The 14,357-nt window shown below is 57.3% G+C and carries 12 protein-coding genes; 3 read left to right on the top strand and 9 right to left on the bottom strand.

The window, feature by feature from the left end; translation table 11 throughout:
• Positions 1-99 precede the first annotated feature (99 nt).
• Together QPM17_RS07420 and QPM17_RS07415 are read right to left on the bottom strand one after the other, a co-directional pair.
• The gene (locus tag QPM17_RS07420; protein ID WP_285390020.1) at positions 100-1,371 is read right to left on the bottom strand and encodes a D-amino acid dehydrogenase; all 1,272 of its coding nucleotides are present in this window, start codon (positions 1,369-1,371) and stop codon (positions 100-102) included.
• A gap of 18 nt (positions 1,372-1,389) precedes the next feature.
• Positions 1,390-2,220 (bottom strand): polyphosphate kinase 2 family protein, encoded by an 831-nt coding sequence (locus QPM17_RS07415; protein ID WP_285390019.1) that lies wholly within the window; start codon positions 2,218-2,220, stop codon positions 1,390-1,392.
• A 117-nt stretch (positions 2,221-2,337) separates the two neighbouring features.
• Here QPM17_RS07415 and QPM17_RS07410 point away from each other — a divergent pair, with 117 nt between their 5' ends.
• The 3 genes from QPM17_RS07410 to QPM17_RS07400 all read left to right on the top strand — a co-directional run bounded on the left by QPM17_RS07410 (position 2,338) and on the right by QPM17_RS07400 (position 6,038).
• Positions 2,338-3,147, top strand: coding sequence for a TatD family hydrolase (locus QPM17_RS07410; RefSeq protein WP_285390018.1), 810 nt, complete (start codon positions 2,338-2,340; stop codon positions 3,145-3,147).
• Positions 3,144-4,352 (top strand): HD-GYP domain-containing protein, encoded by a 1,209-nt coding sequence (locus QPM17_RS07405; protein WP_285390017.1) that lies wholly within the window; start codon positions 3,144-3,146, stop codon positions 4,350-4,352. Before QPM17_RS07410 ends, QPM17_RS07405 begins: the two co-directional genes overlap by 4 nt.
• Positions 4,353-4,421: 69 nt before the next feature.
• Complete coding sequence (locus tag QPM17_RS07400; RefSeq protein ID WP_285390016.1) at positions 4,422-6,038, top strand: Na/Pi cotransporter family protein; 1,617 nt, start codon at positions 4,422-4,424, stop codon at positions 6,036-6,038.
• Here the strand turns inward: QPM17_RS07400 and QPM17_RS07395 are convergent.
• From QPM17_RS07395 to acnA, 7 genes are all read right to left on the bottom strand, one after another.
• A complete protein-coding gene (locus QPM17_RS07395; protein WP_285390015.1) occupies positions 6,008-8,287 on the bottom strand; it encodes a diguanylate cyclase domain-containing protein in 2,280 nt (759 codons plus the stop codon). The genes QPM17_RS07400 and QPM17_RS07395 overlap by 31 nt on opposite strands.
• Positions 8,284-9,243, bottom strand: coding sequence for an ABC transporter substrate-binding protein (locus QPM17_RS07390; protein WP_285390014.1), 960 nt, complete (start codon positions 9,241-9,243; stop codon positions 8,284-8,286). Before QPM17_RS07390 ends, QPM17_RS07395 begins: the two co-directional genes overlap by 4 nt.
• Positions 9,244-9,348: 105 nt before the next feature.
• Positions 9,349-10,257: a LysO family transporter gene (locus QPM17_RS07385; protein ID WP_285390013.1), complete on the bottom strand. Its 909-nt coding sequence runs from the start codon at positions 10,255-10,257 to the stop codon at positions 9,349-9,351.
• A 33-nt stretch (positions 10,258-10,290) separates the two neighbouring features.
• Positions 10,291-10,662: a PA4575 family protein gene (locus QPM17_RS07380; protein WP_285390012.1), complete on the bottom strand. Its 372-nt coding sequence runs from the start codon at positions 10,660-10,662 to the stop codon at positions 10,291-10,293.
• Between the two features lie 18 nt (positions 10,663-10,680).
• Positions 10,681-11,001 (bottom strand): DUF2288 domain-containing protein, encoded by a 321-nt coding sequence (locus tag QPM17_RS07375; RefSeq protein WP_285390011.1) that lies wholly within the window; start codon positions 10,999-11,001, stop codon positions 10,681-10,683.
• A gap of 2 nt (positions 11,002-11,003) precedes the next feature.
• Complete coding sequence (locus QPM17_RS07370) at positions 11,004-11,159, bottom strand: response regulator (protein ID WP_285390010.1); 156 nt, start codon at positions 11,157-11,159, stop codon at positions 11,004-11,006.
• A 229-nt stretch (positions 11,160-11,388) separates the two neighbouring features.
• Positions 11,389-14,151, bottom strand: coding sequence for an aconitate hydratase AcnA (gene acnA, locus QPM17_RS07365; RefSeq protein ID WP_285390009.1), 2,763 nt, complete (start codon positions 14,149-14,151; stop codon positions 11,389-11,391).
• Positions 14,152-14,357 lie beyond the last annotated feature (206 nt).

Genomic DNA, 14,357 nt, shown 5'->3' with positions numbered 1-14,357 from the left:
CGTCGAAAACATGGATGTTTTCGTCGAGCGTACATGGACGTATTCACAGCGTATCTCGGGAAGGGGCCCCGGAAGGCCTCTTACACCCAAAGCCAAAAGTCACTCAGAAAACCGCCCAGGCCTGAATGCATCAAGGCAAACCGAAGGCTCCTCCCCGTCGATCAGCTGGGCAATCACATCCGCACTGCCCGCCGACAGGGTCCAGCCAAAGGTACCGTGACCGGTATTGAGAAACAGATTTTCCCGGGGCCCGTGACCAATGATGGGAGGACCATCCGGCGTCATCGGGCGGAAACCGGTCCAGGTTTCCGCGGCCATAAGATCCGCACACCCCGGGAATCGGGATTCCACGGATTTACGGATAGTGGCCAGACGGGCTTCAGGGATATCACGGTTGAAGTCCGCCAGCTCCACGAAACCGGAGGCCCGCAGGCGGTTGCCCAGCCGGGTAGAAACCACCTTGTAGTTGTCGTCATGGACAGTGGAAACCGGAGCCCGGTCCGGGTCTTTCAGGGGTACGGTGAAGCTATAGCCCTTGACTGGATAGATAGGCAGTTCGAGGCCCAGAGGGAGGGTCAGATCTGCTGACCAGCAGCCGGCACAGATCACCACGGCGTCAGCCTCAACGGTAACCGCCTTGCCATCTTTATTGCGAACGGCAACGCCGGTGACCCGGCGATCATCGAAGCGGAGGTGTTCGGTTTCCGTGTTGTAGCGGAAGCTTACACCCTTCGATTCGCAGGCCTTGGCCAGCTCGCGGGAGAACAGATGGCAGTCACCGGTGCCGTCGGTGTGATAGCTCAGGGCACCGAAAAGCGGACCGTTACCGGTCATACCGGGTTCGGCTTCGCGAACCTGCTCCGGGGTTAACAGGCGAGAAGCAATGCCAAGCTCGTTGAGCAACTGTTGAGTATGGCGATAGCTTTCAAGGGCTTCCGGGGTGCTGGCGAGGTGGAGAAGGCCCTGATGGTCGCCGTCAAAGTTCAAATCCAGCGCCTCTTCCAGTGCCAGGAAACGAATTCGGCTGTGGATACCAAGCCGGAGCATTGCACGCTTGTTGAGGCCAAACAGGCCGGGCGCCCGGGCATAACGCAGAGTGGCGAACATGAACCGCAGGGTTTTCATGGATGGCGGAACCCGCATTTTCAATGGGCCATCTTTCCTGAACAGCCAGGGTATGGCCTTCAATACCATGGAGGGGTCGGCCCAGGGATACACCACACCGTATGAGCGTTGGGCGGCATTGCCCTTGCTGGTTTCGTTACCGGCTATACCGTGACGTTCCAACACAGTTACCTGATGACCCCGGCGGTTCAGTTCATAGGCCGTGGTTACGCCAACCACGCCGCCTCCCACCACTGCTATATGCATAAGCTCACTCCTTTGGATTTACTTCACGCCATTTCTGGCCAACAGGCGTCGATATTTTTCCAATACCTCTGAATCTTCCCTGGGGTATTCCGGCGCCATTTGCTGCAGTGTTTCCGCCAGTATTCCTGCCACAATAGCGCGGGCCTGGGGTTTTCGATCGCCCGGCACGATAAACCAGGGGGCGTTGTCGGTGTGAGTTGCGGCAATCGCCTCTTCGGCGAATGCTTCGTACTGTTTGCGCTTTTCCCAGCCATCAATATCGGATTCATCAAATTTCCAGCGTTTCCGGGGCTTGTCCAGACGCTTCAATAATCGACGACGGTGTTCGTCTTCCGAGAGATTCAGCCATATCTTCACCAACGTTGTGCCTTCTTCGGTCAGGTGCCGCTCGAAACCCCGAATCGAACGGTACCGGTTTTCCCACCGATAACTATCCTCGTGGTGTACCGGCCACACGCGTTCAGCGATAACCGCCTCATGATGACTTCTGTTGAAGGCCACCATCTCGCCAAACCCGGGCAGAAACGGCGTTACCCTCCAGAGAAAGTCATGTCTTTTTTCCGCTCCCTCGGGGCGGCCGAACGACCAGGCGTGAAAGCCGGCAGGGTCGGCATAGGTTGCCAGTGTCCGGATAAGGCTGTCTTTGCCGCTGGTATCCGGCCCATGGACAATAATCAGCAGCGCTCTTTCCCGGTTTGCCCAGAGCCGGCGCTGGAACTCGCCAATCTCTTCAAGACTCGCCTCAAGGCCGGGCAGAGCCGAGTCATCTTCCAGCAGGGAAGGGTATTTCCGGAACTGCGGTCTGTCCGGGTCAAAACACCAGTTTCTGGCAAAGTCCGTCTTATTCATCCAGAGCCCCTATCACAGCGATGCAGGTCAACAATCGAACAAGCTGATAAACTATCGTGACCAAGTTCTCAGGATAGCAGCCAATGCCATGGTTGCGATGGAGTTAAAAACCCGACAATGAGTAAAAAGCGTCGCGAGATTCCCGTTTTCGATCAGCCCATTATCGAAACCCACTGCCACCTGGATTACCTCAAGGAGCGCCCCCTGGAGGAAACTCTGGCCGAAGCGCGGCGGGTCAATATCGAGCGGGTGATCACCATTGCCGTGTCACCGGAAAACCTGGCCACGGTTCGTGAACTGAGCCAGAGTGCACCCTGGGTATATGGCACACAAGGCGTTCACCCCCACGATGCCGAGAAGTATTCCGACGCCGCCGAAAGTGAAATCCGCGCCCATGTCGTCGACGACAAGATCGTTGCCGTGGGAGAAATCGGTCTGGATTACTTCTACGACAACGCGGACCGTAACGTCCAGCGCGAGGTTTTTCGCCGTCAACTGCAGATCGCCTGCGACACGGACCGACCGGTGGTTATCCACAGCCGTGAAGCCGATGAGGATACCATTGATATCCTGAAAGAGTTCGAGGGCACCCTCAAGCGCCGTGGTGTGATCCACAGCTTCACGTCCGGCCCCGGGCTGGCGCAATATGCCCTGGATGAAGGCTGGTGCCTGGGTTTTAACGGCATCACCACGTTCAACAAGGCAGAAAACGTGCGGGATATTGTGCGCATGGCGCCCATTGGACAGATCCTTCTGGAAACGGATGCGCCATTCCTGACTCCGGTACCCTATCGCGGCAAGGAAAACGCACCCTTCTATATTCCCTTTGTTGCTGAAAAAATCGCCGAAGTGAAGCAACTACCGCTGGAGGACGTATTGGCTACCACCTATGACAATAGCCTGAGGACGTTCTTCCAGGGGCAATGATCAAACGTATCCCCGTATCGGCCCTCAGGGTCGGCATGTACATCACCGACCTGAACAACGACTGGATTCCTCACAACACCCAGCGTCGTCGCGGCGTGATCAAGAAAGAGGAAACCATCGAAAAAATCCGCCGGATGGGGGTGGACCACGTCTATATCGATGTTTCCAGGGGCCTGGACTCCCAGGACTCCGAGCCGGCTCATGAAGTGGAACACCGCAACGAGAAAGCCCTTCAAAGCGCTGGCGAGCAGAAACCCGGCGTGTTCAGGCAGGTCACGGTGGCCGAGGAAATGCTCTTTGCCCAGCAGGTTCATACCCAGGCCCAGGGCCTGGTGAGCAACCTGATGCAAAGCGTAAAAATTGGTGGCGCCATTGATATCGCCCCCATTCATCAATTGGCTGATGAGCTCCAGAGCTCCGTTTTCCGCAACGCCAACGCACTCAGTTGCCTTGGCCGTATCCGCGAAAAGGACAACTACCTCCTCGAGCATTCTGTGAATCTCAGTGTGTTGATGTCCCTCTTCGGCAACTTCCGCAAACTGCCACCGGATGTGCTGCACCAAACCATTGTCGGCGCACTGCTCCATGACATCGGCAAGATACTTACACCGGACGAGATTCTGCATAAACCGGGAAGGCTGACCTCCGAGGAATTCGAGGTCATGAAAGCCCATGCCCGGCACTCCAGGGATATACTGAAGTCTACAGAGGGAATTGGTGAACTGACCATCATTACGGCGGCTGAGCACCACGAACGGCTGGACGGAAGTGGCTACCCGGAAGGACTCAGGGGCGACGAAATATCCATTTACGGTCGCATGGTGGCGATCACCGACGTCTATGACGCCATCACCTCAGACCGCGTCTATCATAAGGGCTTGACACCCACGCAAGGTCTCAAGAAGCTGCTGGAATGGAGCGGAAGCCATCTGGATCCCGCACTGGTGAGGGAATTCATCCGTTGTGTCGGCCTCTACCCCATTGGATCCCTGGTGCTTCTGGAAAGCGGGCGTCTCGGGGTTGTGGTGGAGACCAATGACGAAGACCAGCGACTACCCGTGGTTCGTGTCATGTACAACACCCGCTTCCGTATGCCGATCACGGTCGACACCCTGGATCTCGCCAGACCCGGCACCCAGGACCGTATACTGCGAGCCGTTGATCCGGCCGAATACAAAGTCGATGTCCGCAAATTTCTTGTCTGAGCGCCAACGGCACCCACAGGGGTTCTGCTAAGCTCAGAATACTCTCACTTCAGATTCGTGCACCCGCAAATGACAGCAACCCTGTTCCAGACCCTTGGTGGCCTTGCCCTTTTCCTGCTGGCCATGGAAATGATGACCAATGGCCTCAAGAGCGCTGCCGGGCATCATCTTCGACACATGCTGGGCCATTGGACCAGAACGCCTCTACGCGGGTTCGCGGCGGGTATCCTGATCACTGGCATCGTTCAGTCGTCGAGTGCCGTGACGGTTGCTTCCATAGGTTTTGTTAACGCCGGCCTACTCACCCTTGCTCAATCCCTCGGAGTTGTCTTCGGTGCCAACGTGGGCACCACCATGACAGGCTGGCTGGTAAGCCTTGTCGGTTTCGGCTTCAGGATTGAGGCATTCGCCATGCCTCTGCTGGCTGTCGGTATGGCCATAAAACTGCTGAGTAACGAACAGAAGAACCAGTCCCTGGGAGAAGCACTGGCAGGTTTTGCGCTGTTTTTCCTCGGGCTCTCGATATTGAAGGAATCTCTTGGGCAACTGACCGCAGGCCTGGACAGCACGGAAGTCCTCGGCCACGGCCTCGGTCTTCCCCTTTTCATTCTGTCCGGATTTCTGGCGACGGTGCTCACGCAATCCTCAAGTGCAGCCCTAGCTATCATCCTCAGCGCGGCAGCAAGCAACCTTCTGTCACTTCAGGACGCGGCCGCAGCTGTGATCGGGGCCAACCTCGGGACCACCTCCACCGCGGCCATCGCCGTACTCAAGGCAACAGCGAACGCCAGGCGCCTCGCCCTGGGCCACGTCGTGTTCAATCTGGTTACCGGCGCCATTGCTGTACTGATTCTTCCACTGATGCTGTGGATTGTCGCCGCGGTGACGAGATGGCTGGAGCTCGATACCAATGCGGCCATATCACTTGCGATTTTCCACACCCTTTTCAATCTGCTCGGCGCAGCCATTATGCTTCCGCTCCTGCCAGGATTGGCGCGGATGCTCGGTGGGCTGTTCCGCAGTAAAGAGGAGGGTGACGCCAGGCCCCGCTTTCTCGACAACACTCTGATTGCCACACCAGAGCTGGCCGTTGGTGCTGTTGATCAGGAAATGAAACGCCTGATTGACCTGAACCGCGGGTTGCTGCGGGTGTGCCTGGATCGTGAAGATCTCAAGCCTGCGCAGATACGCCCGAAATCAGATGCCTGCCTGAGTCTCAACCAGTCCATTGCCGACTACATCTCCAGATTGCGTGCAGAGAAGATGCATCCGACAACCGTAGACGCCCTGACCAGAACAATTCTGAACTGCCGCTACCTGGCAGAGTCCGTGAACCTGGCTCCCGCCCTGTTGCAGTTGCGGGAGTCCCGGAAGCTGCCCCAGCTGGCCGGCCTTTCGGAACAGCTTGAAGGGTATGTGGATCTGCTGCGGGAGCTGGTGTCAGCCAATGAGTCCACGCCAGAGAAATTTAACGAAACCGAGAAGACCTATCACATGCTCAAGTCACGCATGCTCGGCATGATCGTCAAAGGGCAGCTGTCACCGATTGCCGGAGAGCGCACCCTGGACACACTGAGCTCAGTGCGGCGGCTTTGCGACCAGTGGTACAAGTCCCTGGCCTGGCAGCCAGCGACAGAGCTGCTTAACGGTGATTCTCACGAAGGGGGAATGGTAAACCGGACGTAACGGTTACGGCCCTGATGCTTGGCCTGGTACATGGCCTGATCCGCCTGGCGCAGCAGCTGATCCCCATCCAGATCTTCGGACTGCGGGTACAAGGTATAGCCAATGCTGGCCGATACTTCCACGCTGTGATTGGCAACCCAGGCGGGCTCGGCTACACGGTCCAGCAGGCGCACCAGTAGGCTCTCCAGTGAAGTCTCCTGCTGAATGTTCATCACGATGGCCGCAAACTCGTCTCCTCCCAGCCGGGCAAGGGTATCCTCTTCCCGGAGCACGGCGCGCATCCGCGAGGCTATCTCCACCAGCAGCTGGTCACCGGCATCGTGTCCAAAGGCATCGTTTACCGGCTTGAACTCGTCCAGATCAACGTAAACCACTGCCAGCCTGGCACTCTGTCGGCGGGTCAGGGCCATGGCCTGGTGCAGGCGGTCAGCAAACAGCACCCGGTTTGGCAGGCCTGTCAGGGCATCATAATGAGCCATTACCCGTAGTTTATGCTCCTGTTCCTTGAGCCTGCTGATGTCGCTGAAAATGCCTACAAAATGAGAGATTTCACCATGGTCCCCGCTGACACTGCTGATGGTCACAGCCAGAACCAGGGTCTCGCCATTGTGATGTCTGCAGGAAAACTCTCCCGACCAGAAGCCCTGGCTGCGGGCACTGGCGAAGACGCCGCTCCCCTCTTCCAGCGGCAACGGCGGCAAACGCCCGAGAGCCCGACTACGCGATAGCCCGGTGATTTCCAGGTAGGCATCGTTCACATCAATCACAATGCCCTGGCCATCGGTAATAAAAATCGCCTCGCGAGCGTGAACGAAAACACTTGCTGCCAGGCGTTGACGCTGCTCAGCCTGCTTTCGCCTGGTTATGTCATACCAGGCGCAGAGAATAACCGTCTCGGCTTCCGTTTCCCCCTGAACTGGCGCCATGGTCATGTCAACCCAGACCTGCGATCCGTCCGAGCGGTGCAACATCCATTCACACTGTTCCACATGACCACCCCTCACCCGCTCCAGGAGCTTTTCCATCTTCTGTCTGGAGATCTGCCCGTCTGGCTGTAACTGTGGTGAAAAGACGGCAAGGTTCTTGCCCTGAAGTGATGCATTCGCGGAGTAACGGAGCAGATCCACCGCTGCGCGATTGGTATCTACAAAAACACCGTCCAGAATCAGTAATGCCGGTTGAGGCCAGCTGCGGATGAGCTGCCTCAGGCGTTTCTGCTCCGCCGTCAGCAGGCGCTTACTCTTGCCGAGCCAAAGGGAGCTCGCAATCAGCAGAAGAACCAGCATCGCAATGGTAAAGACCCAGACCCGGTACTGGTGAAGAACGTCCAACCAGGTCACCCGCGGCATCTGATCATACGGGGGCACGCGCAATGTCCGGGTCAGGTACTCAACCGACTGGTAATCCGCCGGTGGAGAGAATCCGGCAATACCTGCCGCCATGGCGGCCTCATCTTCAGGCTCAATGGCAAACAATGCCGACGCGACCCTGCGAGCGTCCCTCTCATTAACATGGGGCAGAGCCACCAGCGGCCACTCGGGGTATAGGCGAGTGGACACAGTATAGGGAAATCCTGCCAGGGCCTGCCGGTTCAAAATCTTTACCTGCCCGAGGAGTTCAGGATTGGTCAGGGCCATCTCTTCCAGGATACTGGTGCGAATAAATCCGACGTCCGAATCCCCCGCAAGCACGGAGCGGACAACCCTGTCGTGGGTGTCGACGAATCGAACCCGGTTCGTTCGCCGAATATCAACGCCTGCCTCCAGAAGCTCCAGTGCCTGGGCCTGATACCCCCCCAGAAAATGCACTCCCGGCGAGGCAATGCTCTTACCTTCAACGTCTTCAAGGCTATGGATATCCTTACGCCCGGCCCTGGTGAAAATAACACCACCCAGGCTCGCAGTGGCAGTATCCCCGGAACGCCTGACCAGGGTTGCCAGGACACCAGTAAGGCTTCGTTCACTGCGTATAAGCAGAAAATGACTGGGATTGGTCAGAAAAAAATCCAGCCTGTTGGCGGCGATGGCCCGGCTCATGTTCTCCTGATTCAGCACTGCAAGCTCCACTTCTACGCCTGCCTCTTCGGAGAGGTAGCGAGCCAGAGGCTCATACCGGTCACGAATAATGCTCTCGGGCCGATAGGCGAACACACCAAAGGTAAGTGTTTCCCCGGCAGTGACAACCGTAGCTGTCAGACACTCAACGGCGAACAGCATGGCCAGAAGACAGAAATGCTTGCGAACGCTCAAAGAACCCTCCTGGGCAGGAAAGCAGGATCGCACAGGCGCGGTAATTCGAACTCGTTACTGATCATTCCTTCACGCCGCAAGTGCCGAGAAAGCGAGCGGGCGATGGTTTCCACCCGGCCGGATGCGGCGAGGTAGCGTTGATTCGCCGCCAGGTCCGGCAGCATCACCGTTGCCAGAGCACTGCGCACGTCCTCCGGCTGGATGTCCTGCCGGTTTGCAATCCGATAGACAGCGTCGTGCATGCTTCGGACCAGGTGGCGCAATCCGTTAAAATGAGCCGCCACCAGATCGCGAACTGCGCCCGGGCTGCTGCGCGCTTTTTCTCGGGTGACCACAAGGACATCAAATATGGTTTCTGGCATTTCACGGCTGTCAAACAGTCGGACTCCGCCTGCTCTCACAAGGGCGGATGCCGTGGGCTCGTAACTGACAGATGCGTCAATATCACCCCGTGACCAGGCCTCTGCATGCTGACTGATTGGCAGATCAATCCTGGTTATATCGTCGGTGTGCAGGCCGGCAACCTCAAGGATCTTCAGCAGCATGGTGCCGGAAACCCCGCTCAGTTCCACCGCTACCCGCTGGCCCCTGAGGTCAGCCAGCTCGGCAATGTGCGGGCGGGTAACCAGGACATCCGCGCCTGCAGACACATTGGTAACGGCTACAACGACCAGCTCAACCCCTTGTGACCAGACCCGTATGGTTTCGTCCAGTGTCAAGGCTGCGCCATCCAGCTCACCGGAGATGAGCCCGTTCATGGAGTCTTTAGCAGAGGAACCGGTTCTGAGCACAATGGACTCCGGAAGCCAGCCAAAATCCCGTGCCAGATAAAGAGGCTCATAACCGATCCAGGGGTGAACGCCGAACGTGATGGGGCCGGACCTGCTGCAGCCGGCCAATCCGGCCACAGAAAGGCCGGAAGCTATCGCTAAAAAAAGAAAGTCGCGGCGCTGCATCAAGTGTCCGGGTGCATTAAATGCAATTAACCTTTGTCAAGAATCGCTAGTCTACTGCCAGGCAGCGTAACCGTAAAACCGCAATATGCCTGGCACAGTGTCAATTTATCCCAATGACAGAAACACTGCCATCAACACCGGCGACAGAAACGACAGCAGAAAGCCGGACGCGATGGCTACCGGCACACAGGCCAGACCACCACTGCTGCGTATTACCGGAAGGGTGAAATCCATGGCAGTGGCACCGCCGTAGCCGATGGCCATGGCAGGGCGGGCGGCGATCAGCAGCGGGATAATGGCCAGTGCTATGATTTCCCTGAGAACATCATTCAGAAAGGCGACGCCGCCCCAGGCGGGCCCCAGGGCGTCACCGATCACAATACCCGAGAGAGAATACCACCCAAAGCCGGACGTCATGGCAAGCACATCGTGCCAGGGCAGGTCCAGCCAGGGGATCAGTGCAATACCGGCCATCAGTGAGCTGAGCGCGAGAGAGAGGGCAATACCCAGCCCCTGACGATTCATCAGTAGTTTGCGCAAGGATAGCCCGGCATTACGCAGCTGTATCCCAATGAGAAAAAGCAGCAGCATCAGCGCCCAGGTGGCCACCTGTTCTGCCATGGGCATGGACGGTAGCAGAAAATAACCGGCAAACAGGCCGGCCACCACCGCCAGCAATGGTTTCAGTCCGGCGAGAAACAGCCGGCGATAGCCGGGACTGGCATCGGCATCCGGGCGTTCAACGCTCATGGGCTGCCAGCGATGGAATAACCACAAACCAATCATGTTTGCGACCAGGAGGGCAACCACCAGGATCAGAACCTGGGCCGCCATACCGCCAAGCTGGGCAGACAGCCCTTCCATCTGGCCAAGGCCAAGCCCCAATAAAGCCAGGATGAAAAAGATCAGCCCTTCAACACCGTAGTGAATGACCGTCATCAGGTGACGGTTTTCCAATGCCAGGGCGAATCCCAGAAAAAGCGGGGCCAGAATCAGCAGTGCGCCGGTCAGCATGGAACCCTCGGAAACGATTGTGAATGGTGCAGTTCAGCCGATGGGCTCGTACTGATCCGGATCAAAATGAAACTTGCCCGCACAGGCGTCGCGGTCGATGCGGATGGTGCGCGCAAGCCGCTGAGCCATCACCGACCAGACCACGTAGTCATTGGGCTGGGGCTGATAATCCTGCCCCATCAATGCACCTGCAGCACTGCGCAACACCGCTTCGGCCTGAGCTATCGAGCGGTAGGGGCCCTGGCAGCGGTGCTTCTCGGGCTGGCCAGCCACTGAGCCACTAAGCGCCACCAGAGCCCAGATGTCCTCACCAACCGGTTTGATAAAAAACTCAACCCTACGCTGGTCCCGGACCATTACCAGTGCACGCAACGGGCCACGACCGTGGAAATAATGCAATTTCACGGCGCGCTCCCGGAAAGTTCAGTGAAGAACATGACCAGACCTGTCCTGAACCAGCACCCAGGGTGCAATCACCACCGCCCAGAGTTCGGCGTTTTCGTCATACCAGTGACGGGCAAGGTCCGGAGCAACGTCGCCTACCTGGCCGCTGTCCATCCATTGCTGAAAGCGGGCAGTATTATCCGCTGCCAGCTCGGCTGCCACATCCAGCAGATCCAGTTCCGGGGACACCATCACAACATGCCCTCGGGCATAATAGACCTGCAAATCGTGCCAGTTGATCCGGGAGGTTTCCAGGTTCAGTTTGCTCTTCAGTTCTTCCGCAGATTCTTTCGTAAACATGCTCAAACCTTGGACATCCATATTTCACGTATCTGGTCCGCCAGGGTCATGGGAGCGAATGGCCTGGGTATTACCTCAACCACTGCGGGTTCCCTGCAGGACTCAACTTCTTCAGTTTGCACCTTGACGATCATGAATACCACAGGCTTGCCTTTCAATGCAGTATTATCCTGCATTGCGCGAAATGTCGACGAACTGTCCATAGCGCGCATAGTCATACTTAGAAGGATCGGGGAGCGCATTTCTGGGTAGACATGCCCACTGCGGAAGGCGAGGCATCGGATTCGGACCAGGTGTAGGCATCGGGTCAGGGTTCCGGATTGAACCGCGCCATTGCAGATCCACGCAGACAGGCTGACCAGGCACTCCCCTGGCCAGCCGTCCCTGTCACGCAGACTTCAACATTTCCCGCACCACATAGTGCAGAATGCCGCCGTGGCGGTAATACACTGCCTCGTTGGCAGTATCAATCCGTGACAGCAGTTCACAGGTTTCCGTGTTGCCGTCCGGATAGGTCACCGTCATCTCCAGTTTCTGGCCCGGCTTGATGTCGCCGGACAGACCCTTGATGCTGATGGTCTCTTCACCTGTAAGCTTGAGACTCTTACGGTCCACTCCGTCTTGGAACTGCAATGGCATAACGCCCATACCAATCAGGTTGGACCGGTGAATCCTCTCATAGGATTCCGCCACCACGGCTTTTACCCCCAACAGACGGGTGCCCTTGGCAGCCCAGTCCCGGCTGGAGCCGGTGCCATACTCCTTGCCAGCGATTACAACCAGCGGGGTACCTTCTTCCTGGTATTTCATCGCCGCATCATAGATGGGCATCTGCTCACCGGTGGGAATGTGTCTGGTGAAACCACCCTCGACACCGTCCAGCATCTCGTTCCTGATCCGAACGTTGGCGAAGGTGCCGCGCATCATCACCTCGTGGTTACCCCGACGGGAACCATAGGAGTTGAAATCTTTCGGCTCCACGCCATGCTCCTGCAGGTATTTGCCTGCGGGGGTGTCAGGCTTGAACGACCCGGCCGGGGAAATATGGTCCGTGGTAACAGAGTCCCCGAGCAGGGCAAGGATGTTCGCATCCTTGATGTCTTCAATGGCGTCCGGCTCTTCCTTCAGACCCTGGAAGAAGGGAGGATGCTGGATATAGGTGGACTTGTCAGACCACTCGTACACCTTGCTCTCCGGTACCTTGATGGCTTTCCAGGTATCATCACCATCGAAGACTTCCGCGTACTCCTTGTGGAACATCTCGGTTTTGACCTTTTCCACCGCCTCGGCGATTTCCTGCTGGCTTGGCCACAGGTCCTTCAGGTAAACCGGATTGCCATCCCTGTCTTTTCCCAGCGGATCCTCAAAGAGATCCAGACGCACGTTTCCGGCCAGTGCGTAGGCCACTACCAGTGGCGGTGATGCCAGCCAGTTGGTTTTGACCAGCGGATGCACACGGCCTTCGAAATTACGGTTACCCGAAAGCACCGAGGCCACCGTCATATCACCATCGGTGATCGCCTGCTCCACCTCTTCGGGCAGCGGCCCTGAGTTACCGATACAGGTGGTACAACCATAACCCACGAGGTTAAAGCCAAGTTTATCCAGGTCGTCCTGAAAGCCACCGACCCGAAGGTAGTCGGTGACCACCTTGGAGCCCGGCGCCAGTGAGGTCTTCACCCAGGGCTTGGTGCTCAGACCTTTCTCAACGGCCTTCTGGGCGATAAGACCTGCGGCCATCATGACGCTTGGATTGGACGTATTGGTACAAGAGGTAATAGCGGCAATCACCACTGCGCCCGGGTCAAGCCGGAACTTTTCCCCGTTCATGTGAAGTGGCTGGCTGGAGGGATGTTCAAAGTACGCGTCCTGAGCTCCAACAGCTGTTCCACCGCCCTCGGATTCGAGGTTGGTTTTCCGGTTCTCACCGGGCCCCTCGGCAGTTTCCATCAACAGCTCGAAAGACGCCTTCATGTTTTTCAGGGCTACCCGGTCCTGGGGGCGTTTGGGGCCGGCCAGGCTGGCCTCTACTTCGCCCATGTCCAGCTCCAGGTTGTCGGTGTAAACCGGCTCCTGGCCGGGTTGACGCCACAGCCCCTGGGCCTTGGCATAGGCCTCAACCAGTTCGAGCTGGTCATCTTCACGGCCGGTCAGTTTCATGTACTTGATGGTTTGCTCGTCCACTGGGAAGAAACCGCAGGTGGCACCGTATTCCGGCGCCATATTGGCGATGGTAGCCCTGTCGGCAACGGGCATGTCCTTGAGGCCGTCACCGTAGAACTCCACAAATTTGCCCACCACCCCTTTCTTGCGGAGCATTTCCGTAACCGTGAGCACCAGGTCGGTGGCGGTAATGCCTTCCCGAAGCTTTCCGGTAATCTTGAAACCGACCACTTCCGGAATCAGCATTGATACGGGCTGGCCGAGCATGGCCGCTTCCGCCTCAATACCGCCAACACCCCAGCCAAGGATGCCCAGGCCGTTGATCATGGTGGTATGTGAGTCGGTACCCACGAGAGTGTCCGGATAGGCGATGGTTTTTCCGTCCTGATCCTTGCTCCAGACTGTCCTGCCCAGATACTCCAGGTTTACCTGGTGACAGATGCCGGTACCCGGCGGCACCACACGGAAGTTATCAAAAGCCTGCTGTCCCCAGCGCAGGAATTCATAACGCTCCTGGTTGCGCTCCATCTCGATGGTGACGTTATCCTTGAACGCAGAGGCATCACCAAACTTATCCACCATGACCGAATGGTCGATCACCAGATCCACCGGTGACAGTGGATTGATCATCGCCGGATCCTTGCCGGCAGCCTGCACCGCCTCACGCATCGCTGCCAGATCCACCACACCCGGCACACCGGTAAAGTCCTGCATCAGTACACGGGCAGGACGGAACTGGATCTCGGTATCGGACTTGCGGTTTTTCATCCACTCAACCATGGCATCGATATGACCCCGGTCCACCGTGACGTCATCCTCGTTGCGCAGCAGGTTCTCAAGTAGCACTTTCAGGGAAAAAGGCAACTTGTCTATGTTGCCCAGGGTGTCTGCAGCCTTCGGCAGGCTGTAGTAATGGTAGGTTTTACCGCCAGCTTCAAGGCTGGAAAGGGTATTGAGACTGTCTTTGCTCAGACTTTGTTTCGACATGAGGTGCCTCCTTTTTCATTATCCGAAAATTCCGGAAGGCTTTGCGGGAGCCTTTGTGTCAATGCGCTCCAACTGATCAGTACACTGAAGCAAAGACTCCGGCGATGGAAGTCACCTATAACTATTGCACTGATTGGCGAGACTTCAACCGCAAGCCCGTGAATGTTCGGTATTGCGGTGGTGAATACCCCGCAGAATTCAATGAA

The sequence above is a fragment of the Marinobacter azerbaijanicus genome (assembly GCF_030250645.1).
In the GTDB taxonomy this organism is placed as follows: Bacteria; Pseudomonadota; Gammaproteobacteria; order Pseudomonadales; family Oleiphilaceae; genus Marinobacter; species Marinobacter azerbaijanicus.
This window is presented reverse-complemented; position numbering and strand designations above follow the sequence as displayed.

Coding starts and splice junctions, on each gene's coding strand:
- QPM17_RS07420 (WP_285390020.1), bottom strand. CDS start 1,371: ATGCATATAGCAGTGGTGGGAGGCGGCGTGGTTGGCGTAACCACGGCC.
- QPM17_RS07415 (WP_285390019.1), bottom strand. CDS start 2,220: ATGAATAAGACGGACTTTGCCAGAAACTGGTGTTTTGACCCGGACAGA.
- QPM17_RS07410 (WP_285390018.1), top strand. CDS start 2,338: ATGAGTAAAAAGCGTCGCGAGATTCCCGTTTTCGATCAGCCCATTATC.
- QPM17_RS07405 (WP_285390017.1), top strand. CDS start 3,144: ATGATCAAACGTATCCCCGTATCGGCCCTCAGGGTCGGCATGTACATC.
- QPM17_RS07400 (WP_285390016.1), top strand. CDS start 4,422: ATGACAGCAACCCTGTTCCAGACCCTTGGTGGCCTTGCCCTTTTCCTG.
- QPM17_RS07390 (WP_285390014.1), bottom strand. CDS start 9,243: ATGCAGCGCCGCGACTTTCTTTTTTTAGCGATAGCTTCCGGCCTTTCT.
- QPM17_RS07385 (WP_285390013.1), bottom strand. CDS start 10,257: ATGCTGACCGGCGCACTGCTGATTCTGGCCCCGCTTTTTCTGGGATTC.
- QPM17_RS07375 (WP_285390011.1), bottom strand. CDS start 11,001: ATGTTTACGAAAGAATCTGCGGAAGAACTGAAGAGCAAACTGAACCTG.
- acnA (WP_285390009.1), bottom strand. CDS start 14,151: ATGTCGAAACAAAGTCTGAGCAAAGACAGTCTCAATACCCTTTCCAGC.